This is a genomic window from Rubrivivax gelatinosus, from assembly GCF_016583785.1.
Lineage (GTDB): Bacteria > Pseudomonadota > Gammaproteobacteria > Burkholderiales > Burkholderiaceae_C > Rubrivivax > Rubrivivax gelatinosus_B.
The window spans coordinates 81,510-97,188 of sequence record NZ_NRRU01000003.1 but is presented as its reverse complement, the minus strand read 5'-3'; the positions used below and the strand labels follow the sequence as shown (position 1 = coordinate 97,188).

Genomic DNA, 15,679 nt, shown 5'->3' with positions numbered 1-15,679 from the left:
CCTTAGCACCGCGGCGCCGACCCGGGCCCGCGCTCAGGCGCTGCCGGCGCCGAGCCGGCCGAGCGCGATCTGCAGCGCGCGTGCGTCGCTGCTGGCGCGGTGGCGCGCCAGGCCGAGCTCGCCGAGTGCGCCGCGGCGCGCCTCGCCCAGGCGCGACAGTGCCGCCTCGTCGAGCAGCCGCGCCACGGTCTCGAGGCGGAAGTGCGGCCGCATGCCGGCCTCCTCGAACAGCGCGCCCAGCCAGGCGTAGTCGTGGGCCCAGCCGTCGCAGTAGACGGTGCGGCCGGCGAGGTCGCCGTTGAGCATGGCCGCGACCTCGGCCGCCGGCCGGCCGCAGCGCTCCAGCGTCTCGCGGGCGATGCCGTGCACGCCTTCGGCGCTGTCGTCCCAGTGGGTCCAGGCGGCGGCCGGGCGGATCAGCGTGCAGCGCGCGCGGCCGTCGGGCAGCACGTAGCCGACTTCGATCGGGTAGCTGCTGCGGCCGAAGCCCGAGGCCTCGAGGTCGAGCACGCAGGGCAGCTCGGCAGCGGGTTTCGGGGTGGAGGCGGCGGTCACGCGGCGCTTTGAGGCAAGGATCGGGCCGGGGTGGCGGGAACGGTTAGCATCGCGCCCCCCGAGACGGCCGGCAATCCCCGGACCGTGTCACGGCGGCGCCATCCACGTTGCGCGATGATCGCCGCCATCCGCGGAGCGCCCATGTCCAAGATCCTCGTCCTCAACGGCCCGAACCTGAACCTGCTCGGCCAGCGCGAGCCGGCGGTCTACGGCAGCACCACGCTGGCCGACCTCGAACAACTCTGCCGCGACGCCGGCGCACGCCTGGGCGTCGAGGTCGAGTGCCGCCAGAGCAACCACGAAGGCGTGCTGATCGACGCGCTGCACGAAGCCGGGCGTGCGGTGAAGGCGGGCACGCTGCTGGGCGTGGTCTTCAACCCCGCCGCCTACAGCCACAGCTCGGTGGCGCTGTTCGACGCGATCAAGGGCGCCGAAGTGCCTGTGATCGAAGTCCACATCTCGAACGTGCACGCGCGCGAGGCCTTCCGCCACCACAGCTACGTCTCGGCTGCGGCCGCGGGCATCGTCGTCGGCTTCGGCGTCGACGGCTACCGCCTCGCGATCGAAGGCCTGGTGCGACAGCGCCGCGGCTGAAACCGGGCTCGCGCGTGCAGCGCCCGGGCCGGTCGCCGCGGGCGGCGGCCGGCTTTCCCGCGGCCAGCAGGGATCAAACCCTTGGCCGACAATCCCACCCCGACAGAACACTGGACAGCCGATGCCCCGACCGATTTCCCTGACGCCCGAGCGCCTGCGTGGCATGCGCCGTGGCATCGAGAAGGAAAGCCTGCGCGCGGATCGCCACGGCGCGCTGGCGATGACGCCGCACCCGCAAGCGCTGGGTTCGGCGCTGACGCATCCGCACATCACGACCGACTTCAGCGAGTCGCAGCTCGAGCTGATCACCGCTGCCCACACCGGCGTCGAGGATTGCCTGGAGGAACTGCGGCGCGTGCACCAGTTCGTCTACCGCGAGCTCGGCGACGACGTGCTCTGGGTGGCGAGCATGCCGTGCCGGCTGCCGGCCGACGAGAACATCCCGATCGGCCGCTACGGCTCTTCCAACGTCGGCCGCGCCAAGAGCGTCTACCGCATGGGCCTGGGCCACCGCTACGGCCGGCGCATGCAGACGATTTCGGGCATCCACTACAACTGGTCGCTGCCCGGTCTGGGCGACGAAGACTATTTCGCGCTGATCCGCAACTTCCGCCGCCATTCCTTCCTGCTGCTGCTGCTGTTCGGCGCCTCGCCGGCGCTGGGCGCGTGTTTCGTCGAAGGGCGCGAACACGGCCTGCAGCCGCTGGGGCCGGGCTCGCTGCACCTGCCGCACGCGACTTCGCTGCGCATGGGCCGGCTGGGTTACCAGAGCGAGGCCCAGGCCACCATCTCGGCCAGCTTCAACAGCCTGGAGAGCTACGCCGCCTCGCTGCACGAGGCGCTGACGCGGCCCTATCCGCCTTACGAGGCGGTCGGCGTGCGCAACCCCGGCGGCGAATACAACCAGCTCGCGACCACGCTGCTGCAGATCGAAAACGAGTTCTACGGCACCGTGCGCCCCAAGCGCACCATCCTGCCGGGCGAGCGCCCGCTGCACGCGCTGCGTGCGCGCGGCGTCGAGTACGTCGAAGTGCGCTGCATGGACCTCGACCCCTTCGAGCCGCTGGGCATCGCGGCGTCGACGATGCGTTTTCTCGACGTCTTCCTGCTGCACTGTCTGACGAGCGCCAGCCCGCCGGACACGCCGGCCGAACTGGCCGAGCTCTCGCACAACCTGCTGCAGGTCGCGACCTGCGGCCGCGAGCCGGGGCTGAGGCTGGAGCGCGGCGGGCGTTCGGTCGCCGCCGCCGACTGGGCGGCCGAAGTCGTCGCCGGCTGCCTGCCGCTGGCGCGTGAAGTCGACGCGGTGCTGGGCGGCGACGCCTATGCACGCGCCGTCGCCCAGGCCGACGAGCGCCTGCGCTGGCTGCAGACGACACCCTCGGCGCGTGTGCTGGCGGCGGTGAAGTCCGATTTCGGCGGTTCGTTCTGCGACTTCGTGCTCGCGCAGGCCGAACAGACCAAGGGCGCGCTGCGCGCGCTGCCGTTTCCTGCGGAGACCGAGGCCGAGATGCGCGCCGAGGCGCGGGCCTCGCTGGACCAGCAGCGCCGCATCGAGGCCGCCGACACGATGTCCTTCGAGGCCTACCGCGTCGACTACCTCTCGCCCGAGCGCCTGACGCTGGCGCGCTGAAACGCGCCGTCAGCCGCGGCGCAGCGCCTCGTAGCTGGCGATGCCGGCGATCGTCATCAGCACCGAGCCGCCGACGTGCACGCCGATGGTCGCCGCGGCCCAGGCCAGCCGGCCCTGCTGCAGCAGCGTGACGACCTCGGCCGAGAAGGTCGAGAAGGTCGTGAGGCCACCCAGGAAGCCGGTGACGGCGAACAGCCGCCATTCCGGCGGCAGATCGACCTGGTGCGCGAACAGCGCCATCGCGACGCCGATCAGGTAGCCGCCGATCAGGTTGGCCGCCAGCGTGCCCGGCGGCAGCGTCGGGAACAGGCCGTTGAGTGCGAGGCCGAGCAGCCAGCGCATCAGCGCGCCGAGCGCGGCGCCGAAGGCGATCGCGAACACCGAGCCGATCATCGGCAGGTGCGCCGCGGCGGCGGCGGGCTTGGCGGACAGGGCAGGGGCATGGCGCCGGGATTATCGCGGCGGCAGCCGGTCAAGGCGGCGTCGCGGCCCGTTCTGTACCATCGCCGCCGATCACAACCCGATATTCCCCCGAGGAGGTTTGCACCATGGCGATGGACGTCGTCGACTACGAGATCAAGGGCTCGGAGATGCAGTTCGTCGAGGTCGAGCTCGACCCCGGCGAAGCCGCCGTCGGCGAGGCCGGCAGCATGATGTTCATGGACCCCGGCATCACGATGGACACGGTGTTCGGCGACGGCCGCCAGAACGCCGGTGGCGGCCTGTTCGGCAAGCTGCTGTCGGCGGGCAAGCGCCTGGTCACCGGCGAGTCGCTGTTCACGACGGTCTACACCAACCAGGCCGCGGGCAAGCAGCGCGTCGCGTTCGCTGCGCCCTACCCGGGCAAGATCCTGCCGATGGACCTGTCGAAGATGGGCGGCACGCTGATCTGCCAGAAGGACGCCTTCCTCTGCGCCGCGCGCGGCGTCTCGCTGGGCATCGCGCTGCAGCAGAAGCTGTCCACCGGCTTCTTCGGCGGCGAAGGCTTCATCATGCAGCGCCTGGACGGCGACGGCCTGGCCTTCGTGCACGCCGGCGGCACCGTCGTGCGGCGCGAGCTGCAGGCCGGGCAGACGCTGCTCGTGGACACCGGCTGCGTCGTCGCCTACACGCCCAGCGTCGACTTCGAGATCCAGTACGTCGGCAAGATCAAGACCGCGCTCTTCGGCGGCGAGGGCCTGTTCCTGGCCAAGATGACCGGCCCGGGCCAGGTCTGGCTGCAGAGCCTGCCGTTCTCGCGCCTGGCCTCGCGCATCTTCGCCGCCGCCCCGCAGCGCGGCGGCTCGCGCGAAGAAGGCTCGGTGCTGCCGATGGTGGCTGCCGGCGGCCTGCTGGGCGGCATCTTCGGCGGCGACGACGAGTGAGCACCGTGCAGCCGCGCCGTCTCTTCCGCACGCCTGCCAGCCGGCGCACGCCGGTCCCGGCGGCATGACGCGGCTGCTCGACGCCTTCTGGCGCGCGGCGGCGTACTGCCTGCATCCGCGCGTCATCCTCTGGTCGCTGCTGCCGCTGCTGGTGGCCGGTGGCGCGGCCGGCCTCGCCGGCTGGATGTTCTGGGAAAGCGGCGTCGCCGCGGTGCGCGCGACGATGGAGCAGTGGGCGCTGGTGGCTATGGCGCTGCGCTGGCTCGATTCGATCGGCGCCGACGGCCTGCACGCGCTGCTGGCGCCGCTGGTCGTCGTCGCGCTCGCGGTGCCGGTGCTGATCGTCGCGACGCTGCTGCTGGTCGCGCTGCTGGTCACGCCGGCGGTCGTCGACCTCGTCGCCGGGCGCCGCTTCCCGCTGCTCGAGCGGCGCCGCGGCGGGCGCTGGTGGCAGGGCCTGGCCTGGTCGCTGTGGTGCACGCTGGTGGCGCTGCTGGCGCTGGTGGCGAGCATCCCGCTGTGGTTCGTGCCGCCGCTGGCGCTGCTGCTGCCGCCGCTGATCTGGGGTTGGCTGACCTACCGCGTCTACGCCTTCGACGTGCTTGCCGCCCATGCTGACGCCGACGAGCGCCGCCGCATCCTCGCCGAGCAGCGCTGGCCGCTGATGGCGATGGGCGTGGTCTGCGGCTACCTGGGCGCGGCACCGACGCTGCTGTGGGCGGTGAGCGCGGCGACGCTGATCCTGGCGCCGGTGCTGATCGTCGCCTCGGTCTGGCTGTACACGCTGGTCTTCGCCTTCGCGTCGGCCTGGTTCGCGCATTTCGCGCTCGACGCGCTCGACCGGCTGCGGCGCGAAACCGGCGCGGCGCCGGCCCAACCGCTGCCGGCCGAGCCGTCGCCGCCTCCTCCTCCTCCTCCTCCCGTCACCCTCGACCCGCTGCCACCGCCATGAACATCGGCACCATCATCATCGGCGACGAGATCCTGTCGGGAAAACGCCGCGACCAGCACCTGGCCAAGCTGATCGAGCTGCTCGCCGCGCGCGGCCTCACGCTCGCCTGGGCGCGCTACGTCGGCGACGAGCGCGCGCGCATTTCCGAGGCGCTGGCGCACGCCTTCGCCAGCCGCGACATCGTGTTCTCCTTCGGCGGCATCGGCGCCACGCCCGACGACCACACACGCCAGGCCGCGGCTGACGCGCTCGGCGTGCCGCTGGCGCTGCACCCGCAGGCGCGCGAGCTGATCCTCGAGCGCATCCGCGAGACCTCGGCCGAACAGGGTGTGGCCTACGAACCCGACAGACCCGACAACGCACGCCGGCTGCACATGGGCGTGTTCCCGGCCGGCGCGGCCATCATCCCGAACCCGTACAACAAGATCCCGGGCTTTTCGGTCGGCGACGTGCACTTCGTGCCCGGCTTCCCGGTGATGGCCTGGCCCATGGTCGAGTCGGTGCTCGATGGCCGCTACGCCCACCTGCACCAGGATGCGGCGCCGCGTGAACGCTCGGTGCTCGTCTTCGGGTCTATGGAATCGACGCTGACGCCGTTGATGGAGGAGATCGAGGCGCGCTTCGCGCCGATCAAGGTCTTCAGCCTGCCCAGCGTCGACCACCCGCAACTCGGGCGCCACATCGAACTCGGCGTCAAAGGCCGGGGCGAGATGGTCGACGCCGCGTTCGTCGCACTGCGCGACGGCGCGGCCGCGCTCGGTGGCCGGCTGGGCGACGAACTGGTGCGTTGATGCACCGGCGCATGCACCGAGCTGGTGCTGTTGCCCGCACCAAGCTGGAAAGATGCTGCGCGGCAGCAGCGTAGCGGGCCGTCGGCGTTGTGCATCACGGCTGCTCCGGCTCCCTGGCCATTGGCACACCTTCTGCTACATTGGTGCGCGCCTTTCGGGGTTTATACCGAGGGGTTGCCCCGATCAGACCAACCCTTTCCCACGAGCCCCCGCTAGGAGATCTGAATGGCAAAGACCGTTGCCGACGTGATGAAGCTGGTGAAGGAGAACGAAGTCAAGTTCGTCGACTTCCGCTTCACCGACACCCGCGGCAAGGAACAGCACGTCTCGGTGCCCGTTTCCGCTTTCGACGAAGACAAGTTCACCTCCGGTCATGCCTTCGACGGCTCCTCGATCGCCGGCTGGAAGGGCATCGAAGCGTCCGACATGCTGCTGATGCCGGACCCGACCACCGCCAACATCGACCCGTTCTACGAAGAGCCGACGCTGATCCTCAGCTGCGACGTGCTCGAGCCGGGCGACGGCAAGCCCTACGAGCGTGACCCGCGCTCGCTGGCCAAGCGTGCCGAGGCCTATCTGAAGAGCAGCGGCCTGGGCGACACGGCCTTCTTCGGTCCGGAGCCCGAGTTCTTCATCTTCGACCAGGTCCACTGGCACGTCGGCATGGACGGCAGCCACGTGAAGATCAGCTCGGAAGAAGCGCCGTGGTCGGCCTCGAAGGAGATCGAGGGCGGCAACATGGGCCACCGTCCGGGCGTCAAGGGCGGCTACTTCCCGGTGCCGCCGGTCGACAGCTTCCAGGACATGCGCTCGGAGATGTGCCTGATCCTCGAATCGCTGGGCATCCCGGTCGAAGTGCACCACCACGAGGTCGCGGGCCAGGGCCAGAACGAGATCGGCACCAAGTTCAGCACGCTGGTGCAGCGCGCCGACTGGCTGCAACTGCAGAAGTACGTGATCCACAACGTCGCGCACGCCTACGGCAAGACCGCGACCTTCATGCCCAAGCCCGTCGTCGGCGACAACGGCTCCGGCATGCACGTGCACCAGTCGGTCTGGAAGGATGGCAAGAACCTGTTCGCCGGCGACGGCTACGGTGGCCTGTCCGAGTTCGCGCTGTACTACATCGGCGGCATCATCAAGCACGCCCGTGCGCTGAACGCGATCACGAACCCCGGCACCAACAGCTACAAGCGCCTGGTCCCGGGCTTCGAAGCCCCGGTCAAGCTGGCCTACTCGGCGCGCAACCGCTCGGCCTCGATCCGCATCCCGTTCGTCAGCAACCCGAAGGGCCGCCGCATCGAGTCGCGGTTCCCGGACCCGCTGATGAACCCGTACCTGGGCTTCTCGGCCCTGCTGATGGCGGGCCTGGACGGCGTCGAGAACAAGATCCACCCGGGCGAAGCCGCCACCAAGGATCTGTACCACCTGCCGCCGGAAGAAGACGCGAAGATCCCGACCGTCTGCCACAGCCTGGACCAGGCCCTCGAGTACCTCGACAAGGACCGCGCCTTCCTGACCAAGGGCGGCGTGTTCACCGATTCGTACCTGGACGCCTACATCGAGCTGAAGATGCAGGAAGTCACGCGCTTCCGCATGACGACCCATCCGCTCGAGTTCGAGATGTACTACAGCCTCTAAAGTCGGTCGGCGTTCGCGCCTCGGACTGAAGAAGGGACGGCTTGCCGTCCCTTCTTGCTTTGGGCGCGAGACAATCCCTCTCACGGAGGTAATACCCATGTCCCGTCGGCCCGGCGCCGGCCTTGCGATGCTGCTGCTGTCGAGTGCCGCGTTCGCGCAGGCCGATGGCGCTCCCGTCTACCGCTGTCCGGGCAACCCGGAGAGCTACACCAACATGCTGACCGCGCAGCAGGCCAAGGAAAAAGGCTGCCGCACGATAGACGGCGCCCCGATCACCATCGTGCAGACGCGCCGCCCGGCGCCTGCCGCGCCGGCGACGGCTTCGCGCCCGTCGGACAGCCGCGTCGACCCGTCCGAGCAGCGCGCGCGCGACAACGACGCCCGCCGCATCCTGCAGGACGAACTGCAGCGCGAGGAACAGCGCCTGGCCGAGCTACGCAAGGAATTCAACGAGGGCCAGCCCGAACGCCGCGGCGACGAACGCAACTACCAGAAGTACCTGGACCGCGTCGCCGGGCTGAAGGCGCAGATCGAGCGCAAGGCAGATGACGTCGCGGCGATCCGGCGCGAACTGGCGAAGGTGGCACCGTGATCGAGGCCGAAGCACTGCAAGGTTTCGACGCCTTCGACTACCTGGCGACGATGGTCGGCATCTGCGCCCCCGACGGCCGCTGCCTGTTCGCCAATTCGACGCTCGAGAACCTGATCGGCCAGTCGCGGCGCACGCTGCGCCGCGGCAGTGTCTTCGACTGGCTGGTCGAGCCGGCGCGGCTGCGCGAAACGCTCGAGATCGTGGTCCAGGGCGAGGTCGCCTGCGGCCGCTTCGACGCCACGCTGAAGCGTCCGGCCTCGTTCGGGCCGGCCGCCGACCTGCCGGTGCACGTCATCGTCAGCCAGATGGACCACGCCGAGCGTGTGCTGATCGAGCTGATCGAGGTCGAGCAGCAGACCCGGCTGGACCGCGAGGAGCGCGCCCACGGCCTGGCGCAGGCGAACAAGGAACTGGTGCGCAACCTGGCGCACGAGATCAAGAACCCGCTGGGCGGCATCCGCGGTGCGGCGCAGCTGCTGGCGATGGACGTGCAGTCGCGCGAGCTGACCGAGTACACCCAGGTCATCATCCACGAGGCCGACCGGCTGCAGGCGCTGGTGGACCGGCTGCTGGCGCCGCACCGCCGGCCGCACGTCGTCGGCGACGTCAACATCCACGAGATCTGCGAACGCGTGCGTTCGCTGGTTCAGGCCGAGTTCCCGCGCGGGCTGACCGTCGAGCGCGACTACGACACCTCGATCCCCGAATTCCGCGGCGACCGCGAGCAGCTGATCCAGGCGGTGCTGAACATCGCCCACAACGCGACCCAGGCACTGACCGAACGCATCGCTGCCGGCGACGCCGAGATCGTGCTGCGCACGCGTGTCGCGCGCCAGGTCACCTTCGGGCGCAAGCGCTTTCGGCTGGCACTCGAATTGCATATCCAGGACAACGGGCCGGGCGTGCCCGAAGCCATCCGCGATCGCATCTTCCACCCGCTGGTGTCAGGGCGCGAAAACGGCTCCGGCCTCGGGCTCACGCTGGCGCAGACATTCGTGCAGCAGCATCAGGGCACGATCGAATGCGACAGCGTGCCGGGCCGGACCGTCTTCAAGCTGCTGATTCCTCTGCCCTGAATCCGACCGAATGATCCTCGCCCGTCTCACGCAGTCCACGCCGCCCAGCGGCCACCGCGGAACCGGCTTCGCCGGTCCGAACGCACTTCGGGGGGGCCGATGAAGCCTATTTGGATCGTCGACGACGACCAGTCGATCCGCTTCGTGCTGGAGAAGGCGTTGGTACGCGAGCAGTTCGCCGTGCGCAGCTTCTCCGGCGCACGCGACGTGCTTGCGGCGTTGGATGACGACGAGCCCCAGGTGCTCGTCAGCGACATCCGCATGCCCGGCGGTTCGGGCATAGACCTGCTGGCCAAGGTGAAGGCGCGGCTGCCCGCGCTGCCGGTCATCATCATGACCGCCTACTCCGACCTGGACAGCGCCGTGTCGGCCTTCCAGGGCGGCGCCTTCGAGTACCTGCCCAAGCCCTTCGACCTGAACAAGGCGGTCGAGCTGATCCGCCGCGCCGTCGACGAGAGCCTGCGCGACGAGGTCCGCGAGATCGTCGACAAAGCCGTGCCCGAGATGCTGGGCCAGGCGCCGGCGATGCAGGACGTGTTCCGCGCCATCGGCCGTCTCAGCCAGAGCAACGTCACGGTGATGATCACCGGCGAGAGCGGCTCGGGCAAGGAGCTGGTCGCGCGTGCGCTGCACAAGCACAGCCCGCGCGGCCAGGGCCCGTTCGTCGCGATCAACACCGCGGCGATCCCGAAGGACCTGCTGGAGAGCGAACTCTTCGGCCACGAGCGCGGCGCCTTCACCGGCGCGCAGACCATGCGCCGCGGCCGCTTCGAGCAGGCCGACGGCGGTACGCTGTTCCTCGACGAGATCGGCGACATGCCGTTCGACCTGCAGACGCGGCTGTTGCGTGTGCTGTCGGACGGCCAGTTCTACCGCGTCGGCGGCCACCAGCCGCTGAAGACCAATGTGCGCGTGATCGCCGCGACGCACCAGAACCTCGAGCAGCGCGTCAAGGATGGCGTTTTCCGCGAAGACCTGTACCACCGCCTGAACGTCATCCGGCTGCGCCTGCCGGCGCTGCGCGAGCGCCGCGAGGACATCCCGATGCTCACGCGCTTCTTCCTGCAGAAGAGCGCGCGTGAACTGGGTGTCGAAGCCAAGCGCATCACCGACGCCGCGGTCGCGCGGCTGCAGGGTTTCGACTTCCCCGGCAACGTGCGCCAGCTCGAGAACGTCTGCCACTGGCTGACGGTGATGGCGCCGGCGCAGGTGGTCGAACCCAAGGACCTGCCGCCGGAACTGCTGGCCGCACCCGAGCTGCGGCCGAGCGCCAACTACACCGTCACCGCGGACGTGCCGGCCTCGCTGGCGGCGGCCTTGCCGACGATGCCCCTGCCGGCCGCCGTGCCCGAGGCCGCGCCGCCGCCGAGCTGGCTGGCCGACCTGGAGCGCGACGCGCGCCGCCGGCTCGAGTCCGGCGAGCCCGATGTCTGGGACGCGCTGACGCGCCAGTTCGAAGGCCGGCTGATCCACACCGCGCTCGAACTGACGCGCGGGCGCCGAATCGAGGCGGCGCAGAAGCTGGGCATAGGCCGCAACACGATCACGCGCAAGATCCAGGAACTCGGGCTGGAGGACTGAGCCCGGACGTGCGAGGCCGGTAGGCCTTGCACGCCTGGCTCAGGCCCGAGCGCGATTGCACGCGCGCGGGCTGAATGAGGACGTAGCAGGCCGGAAGGCCTGCTACGCCTCATTTCAGGCTATTGCGCGATTCCACGCGCAATAGCTGAGCCCGGACGTACGAGGCCGTCAGGCCTGCTTCGCCCATTCAGGCCCGAGCACGATTTCAACTGCGAGAGCCGTACCCTCTTGGCGAGACGGGCCGTATGCCCTAGGGTGCTGCCCGTGAGCCAGAGCGCCGAGATCGAGTCCTTCCTCGACAAGTACAGCCCCGAGATCGCGGCCCAGCTGCGCGAGGCGCGTTCGCACCTCGCCGGCCACTTCCCGCACGGGTTCGAGCTGGTCTACGACAACTACAACGCGCTGGTCTTCGCCTTCGGCTCGAGCGAGCGCTCGTCGGGCGCGGTGCTGTCACTGGCCGCTTATCCCGGCTGGGTGACGCTGTTCTTCGCCGACGGCCGCGCCCTCGAGGACCCGGAGCACCTGCTCGAAGGCGCCGGCGTCGCGATCCGCAGCCTGCGCCTGAAGCCGCTGGCGCGGCTGTACGAACCCGGCGTGCAGGCGCTGATCGCCGCGGCGAAGGCGCGTGCGCTGGACGCGCTGGACATGGCTCCGCCGCTCAGCACCCTGGTGAAGTCGATCTCGGCCCGGCATCGGGCGCGAAGGCCTACAGCCGACGAACGCGGCCAACGCTGACCGCCTCCGCCCGGCCCGGGAGACCGCCGCGAGCACAATGAGGCCGTTGCCGTACCGATCTGCCGCTTCCATGTCGCATCCCCTCGACTTCCCCGTCGGCCTGCAGACCCTGGCCATCCACGCCGGCGAGACCCCCGACCCCGCCACTGGCGCCTCGGCGCCCAACATCGTCATGTCGACGACCTTCGTCACCGGCGCCGACGCCGGTTTCTCGGTCGAGGACATGGACGACGAGACGAAGTGGATCTACACGCGCTGGGGCAACCCGACCGTGCACCAGCTCGAGACCAAGCTCGCCGCGCTCGAAGGCGCCGGGGCCGCGGTCGCCTTCGGCAGCGGCATGGCCGCGGTCAGCAGCCTGTTCATGCACCTGCTGAAGGCCGGCGACCACGCCGTCGTCAGCGACGTCACCTACGCTGCGGCCTCGGAGATGGCGCGCGAAATCCTGCCCTCGCTGGGCATAACGATCACGCGCGTGGACACCTCCGACCTCGCCCAGGTCGCCGCGGCGATGCGGCCGAACACGCGCCTGGTCTACGCCGAGACGCCCTGCAACCCGCTGCTGCGGCTGACCGACATCGCTGCGGTGGCCGACATCGCCCACGCCGGCGGCGCGCTGCTGGCCGTCGACTCCACTTTCGCGACGCCGCTGGCGACGCGGCCGCTTTCGCTCGGTGCCGACTTCGTCGTGCACTCGCTGACCAAGTACCTGGGCGGCCACGGCGATGCGCTCGGCGGCGCGGTGCTGGGCCGAGCCGACGCGATGGCCGCGCTGCGCCAGCGCACGGCGATCCGCTTCGGCGGCGTGCTGAGCCCGTTCAACGCTTGGCTGATCCTGCGCGGGCTGGCGACCTTCCCGCTGCGCATGCGCGCCCACGCCGACAACGCGCTGGCGCTCGCGAAGTACCTCGAAGCGCATCCGCGCGTCGAACGCGTCATCTACCCCGGCCTGCCGTCGCACCCGCAGTACGAACTGGCGCAGCGCCAGATGCGCAACGCCTCCGGCATGGTGACCTTCCGCGTCGCAGACGGTGCCGCGCTGGCGCGGCGCTGCGCCGAGCAGCTGCGTGTCATCCACTACGCGGTGTCGCTGGGCCACCACCGCTCGCTGCTCTTCTACCTCGCCAGCGCCGACCTGCTGCGCACCTCGTTCCAGCTCGACACGCCGGCGCAGCGTGCGTCCTGGGACGCCTACGCCGGTGACGGCCTGTTCCGCTTCTCGGTCGGCCTCGAAGACCCGGAGGATCTGATCGCCGACCTGGCGCGCGTGCTCGACGCCTGAGCCTGTCGCCAGGTGCTTGCTCGTCGCCTTGGTGCCCGAAAGCGGCCACCTCGGCAGCACCGAATGGTTGGCGCGGCGCGGCTGCGCGTTCAGGAAGCCGCCGCTGCCGGTTTCCCCGGCAGCGGCGCGGCCCTTCACCGGGCCTTCGGCGTCAGGGTTCGAGGCGCGAGATCTCCCTCAGGTACGGCTGGCCGTCGTGCAGCGGCTGGAAGATGCGCACCTTGGCGGCGAACTCCTGCGGCGTCGCCGTCGCCGTCACCGCCCTGCTCAGGAAGCTGTAGTTGGTGCCGGCCACCACCTGCGTGGCCTTGGCCACCGGGGTGTAGCGCACGCCGGTGAGGCCGTGCAGGGCGGCCTCGAAGATCTTCCGGTCGGCAGGGCTCAACTCGAAGTTGTATTCGGACCATTGGCCCACGCTCACGGTTTCGTTGGACATGATCGACTCCCAGGCCGCAATCAGAAGGCTCCGCGGTGCCATGGCGGCCTTACCGTCACCACGGAGGAACGGGGTGTCGATTACGCGTCTCGGTCGTTCGTTCGTTCATTCGTTTCCAATACCGTAGGCGCTGACGGCTGCGCTGCAAGGGGTCAACAGCGGGGGAGGGGCGTGGGTGCGGGCCTTGCCCGCTTGCGCCGGCGCGCCCGCGCCGGACTCGCTACGATCGCCCGCATGAAGATCGCCACGTTCAATGTCAACGGCATCACGGCGCGCCTGCCGCGGCTGCTCGAATGGCTGGCCGAGTCGGCGCCCGACGTCGCCTGCCTGCAGGAACTGAAGACCTCCGACGAGACCTTCCCGGTGCAGGCGCTCGCCGACGCCGGCTACGGTGCGATCTGGCACGGCCAGAAGGGCTTCAACGGCGTCGCGGTGCTGGCGCGCGGCACGCAGCCGCTGGAGCGTCGCCGCGGCCTGCCCGGCGACCCCGACGACAGCCACAGCCGCTACCTCGAGGCCCAGGTCGGCGACGTGATCGTCGGCGCGCTCTACCTGCCCAACGGCAACCCGCAGCCGGGCCCGAAGTTCGACTACAAGCTGAAGTGGATGGAGCGGCTGTACGAGCACGCGACGACGCTCGTGGACCTGGACGCTCCGGTGGTGCTGGCCGGCGACTACAACGTCGTGCCGACCGACGCGCTGCGCGACATCTATTCGACCAAAGGCTGGCAGAACGACGCGCTGCTGCAGCCCGAGTCGCGCGAGGCCTTCGCGCGCCTGCTGGGGCTGGGCTTCACCGACGCGCTCGCCGCGCTGCACGGCGACGCGGCGATCTACACCTACTGGGACTACTTCCGCCAGCGCTGGGAGCGCAACGCCGGGCTGCGCATCGACCACCTGCTGCTGAACGCGCCGGCGGCGGCGCGGCTGAAAGCCGCCGAGGTCGACCGCTTCATCCGCGGGCGCGAAAAACCCAGCGACCACGCTCCGGTCTGGGTCGAACTCGGCTGATTCAGGCGCTGCGGCGCCGGTAGCTGACGAAGGCGTAGCCGAAGTCGTTCGGCGCCGCCGCCCGGTGCGATTCGCGCGCGACCTCGGCGAAGCCGTCGCGCAGCGTCGCCGGCAGCCGCGTGTCGCCGTCGAAGTCGGCATCGATCTCGGTCAGCACAAGCTCGTCGACACGCGGCAGCAGCGTTGCATAGAGCTCGCCGCCGCCGATGATGCAGGCGCGCGGCGCGTCGGCCACCAGGGCCAGCGCCGCGTCGGGCGAGGCCGCGACCTCGGCACCGGGCGCGGCCCAGCCGGCCTGGCGCGTGACGACGATGTTGCGCCGCCCGGGCAGCGGGCGAAAACGCTCGGGCAAGGACTCCCAGGTGCGCCGGCCCATCAGCACCGGCAGGCCCTGCGTCGTGCGGCGGAAGTGCGCCAGATCCTCGGGCATATGCCAGGGCATCACGCCGCCGCGGCCGATGACGCCGTTGCGCGCGACGGCGGCGATCAGAACCAGTTCTGTCATGTCATCAACTTGGCGAGAAATCAACGGACTGCCGAGCCGTCACGGCGCGTCAAGCGCGCGCCGCAGGCGCTGCGGGGGGGGGCCACGTCAGACCGCGACCGGGGCTTTGATGGCGGGGTGGTGCTGGTAGTCGTGCAGCACGAAGTCCTCGTACTCGTAGTCGAAGATCGACGCCGGGCGGCGGCGGATCTCCATCGTCGGGTAGGGGAAGGGCGTGCGCGAGAGCTGCAGCTCCACCTGCTCGTGGTGGTTGTTGTAGAGGTGGCAGTCGCCACCGGTCCAGATGAAGTCGCCCAGCGCCAGCTCGCACTGCTGCGCCATCATCATCGTCAGCAGCGCGTAGCTGGCGATGTTGAAGGGCACGCCGAGGAAGATGTCGGCGCTGCGCTGGTAGAGCTGGCAGCTGAGCCTGCCGTCGGCGACATAGAACTGGAAGAAGGCGTGGCAGGGCATCAGCGCCATCTTCGGCAGCTCGGCGACGTTCCAGGCGCTGACGACGATGCGGCGCGAGTCGGGGTCGGTCTTGAGCAGCCGCACGGCCTCGGCGATCTGGTCGATCGTGCCGCCCTCGGGCGTCGGCCAGCTGCGCCACTGCACGCCGTAGACCGGGCCCAGGTCGCCGTCCTCGCGCGCCCACTCGTCCCAGATCGTCACGCCGCGTTCCTGCAGCCAGCGCGCGTTGCCGTCGCCGCGCAGGAACCACAGCAGTTCGTGCACGATGCTTTTCAGGTGCACCTTCTTCGTCGTCACCAGCGGGAAGCCTTCGGCCAGGTCGAAACGCATCTGGTGGCCGAACACGCTGCGCGTGCCGGTGCCGGTGCGGTCGCGCTTCTCGACGCCCGTCGTGTGGACGTGGCGCATGAAATCCTCGTATTGCGAGCGCACCGGGCGCGGGGTCGTGGCGGTCATGGGGCGGATTATCCGCGGCCGG

Annotated in this window: 17 protein-coding genes; 12 read left to right on the top strand and 5 right to left on the bottom strand. The window is 70.1% G+C overall.

Going from position 1 to position 15,679, the window contains the following annotated elements:
* Positions 1–33: 33 nt before the first annotated feature.
* Complete coding sequence (locus tag CKO43_RS01830; RefSeq protein ID WP_200226791.1) at positions 34–555, bottom strand: hypothetical protein; 522 nt, start codon at positions 553–555, stop codon at positions 34–36.
* A 141-nt stretch (positions 556–696) separates the two neighbouring features.
* On the opposite strand from CKO43_RS01830, the gene aroQ reads away from it, so the two are divergent.
* The gene (aroQ, locus tag CKO43_RS01825; RefSeq protein ID WP_200226789.1) at positions 697–1,149 is read left to right on the top strand and encodes a type II 3-dehydroquinate dehydratase; all 453 of its coding nucleotides are present in this window, start codon (positions 697–699) and stop codon (positions 1,147–1,149) included.
* Between the two features lie 121 nt (positions 1,150–1,270).
* Positions 1,271–2,782, top strand: coding sequence for a glutamate--cysteine ligase (gene gshA / locus CKO43_RS01820; protein WP_200226788.1), 1,512 nt, complete (start codon positions 1,271–1,273; stop codon positions 2,780–2,782).
* 9 nt (positions 2,783–2,791) lie between these two features.
* Here the strand turns inward: gshA and crcB are convergent, their stop codons facing one another.
* Positions 2,792–3,175 carry a fluoride efflux transporter CrcB gene (gene crcB / locus CKO43_RS01815; protein WP_200377687.1) on the bottom strand — a complete coding sequence of 128 codons (384 nt, stop codon included), beginning with the start codon at positions 3,173–3,175 and terminating at the stop codon, positions 2,792–2,794.
* 155 nt (positions 3,176–3,330) lie between these two features.
* Between crcB and CKO43_RS01810 the strand changes: the two genes are divergently transcribed.
* The 9 genes from CKO43_RS01810 to CKO43_RS01770 all read left to right on the top strand — a co-directional run bounded on the left by CKO43_RS01810 (position 3,331) and on the right by CKO43_RS01770 (position 12,796).
* A complete protein-coding gene (locus tag CKO43_RS01810) occupies positions 3,331–4,146 on the top strand; it encodes a TIGR00266 family protein (RefSeq protein ID WP_200226786.1) in 816 nt (271 codons plus the stop codon).
* Positions 4,147–4,210: 64 nt separating this feature from the next.
* On the top strand, positions 4,211–5,098 hold the full coding sequence (locus CKO43_RS01805; protein ID WP_200377686.1) for an EI24 domain-containing protein: 888 nt from the start codon (positions 4,211–4,213) through the stop codon (positions 5,096–5,098).
* A complete protein-coding gene (locus CKO43_RS01800) occupies positions 5,095–5,889 on the top strand; it encodes a competence/damage-inducible protein A (protein ID WP_200226783.1) in 795 nt (264 codons plus the stop codon). The genes CKO43_RS01805 and CKO43_RS01800 overlap by 4 nt, the downstream gene beginning before the upstream one ends.
* A gap of 225 nt (positions 5,890–6,114) precedes the next feature.
* Entirely contained in the window at positions 6,115–7,530 is a 1,416-nt protein-coding gene (glnA, locus tag CKO43_RS01795; protein WP_200226782.1) for a type I glutamate--ammonia ligase, read from the top strand.
* 97 nt (positions 7,531–7,627) lie between these two features.
* Positions 7,628–8,122 (top strand): hypothetical protein, encoded by a 495-nt coding sequence (locus CKO43_RS01790; protein ID WP_200226781.1) that lies wholly within the window; start codon positions 7,628–7,630, stop codon positions 8,120–8,122.
* 50 nt (positions 8,123–8,172) lie between these two features.
* Positions 8,173–9,198: a nitrogen regulation protein NR(II) gene (glnL, locus tag CKO43_RS01785; RefSeq protein ID WP_200226836.1), complete on the top strand. Its 1,026-nt coding sequence runs from the start codon at positions 8,173–8,175 to the stop codon at positions 9,196–9,198.
* A gap of 99 nt (positions 9,199–9,297) precedes the next feature.
* Entirely contained in the window at positions 9,298–10,779 is a 1,482-nt protein-coding gene (gene ntrC, locus CKO43_RS01780) for a nitrogen regulation protein NR(I) (protein ID WP_200377685.1), read from the top strand.
* A 264-nt stretch (positions 10,780–11,043) separates the two neighbouring features.
* The gene (locus tag CKO43_RS01775) at positions 11,044–11,514 is read left to right on the top strand and encodes a hypothetical protein (protein WP_200226779.1); all 471 of its coding nucleotides are present in this window, start codon (positions 11,044–11,046) and stop codon (positions 11,512–11,514) included.
* 70 nt (positions 11,515–11,584) lie between these two features.
* Positions 11,585–12,796 (top strand): trans-sulfuration enzyme family protein, encoded by a 1,212-nt coding sequence (locus CKO43_RS01770; RefSeq protein WP_200377684.1) that lies wholly within the window; start codon positions 11,585–11,587, stop codon positions 12,794–12,796.
* Positions 12,797–12,947: 151 nt separating this feature from the next.
* Here the strand turns inward: CKO43_RS01770 and CKO43_RS01765 are convergent, their stop codons facing one another.
* Positions 12,948–13,232, bottom strand: a complete 285-nt coding sequence (locus CKO43_RS01765; protein ID WP_200226776.1) for a hypothetical protein — start codon at positions 13,230–13,232, stop codon at positions 12,948–12,950.
* A 234-nt stretch (positions 13,233–13,466) separates the two neighbouring features.
* Between CKO43_RS01765 and xth the strand changes: the two genes are divergently transcribed.
* On the top strand, positions 13,467–14,243 hold the full coding sequence (gene xth, locus CKO43_RS01760) for an exodeoxyribonuclease III (RefSeq protein WP_200377683.1): 777 nt from the start codon (positions 13,467–13,469) through the stop codon (positions 14,241–14,243).
* A 1-nt stretch (position 14,244) separates the two neighbouring features.
* Here the strand turns inward: xth and CKO43_RS01755 are convergent, their stop codons facing one another.
* Both CKO43_RS01755 and CKO43_RS01750 read right to left on the bottom strand, forming a co-directional pair.
* Positions 14,245–14,748 carry a dihydrofolate reductase gene (locus tag CKO43_RS01755; protein WP_200377682.1) on the bottom strand — a complete coding sequence of 168 codons (504 nt, stop codon included), beginning with the start codon at positions 14,746–14,748 and terminating at the stop codon, positions 14,245–14,247.
* A gap of 87 nt (positions 14,749–14,835) precedes the next feature.
* On the bottom strand, positions 14,836–15,657 hold the full coding sequence (locus tag CKO43_RS01750; protein WP_200226773.1) for a thymidylate synthase: 822 nt from the start codon (positions 15,655–15,657) through the stop codon (positions 14,836–14,838).
* Positions 15,658–15,679: the final 22 nt, after the last annotated feature.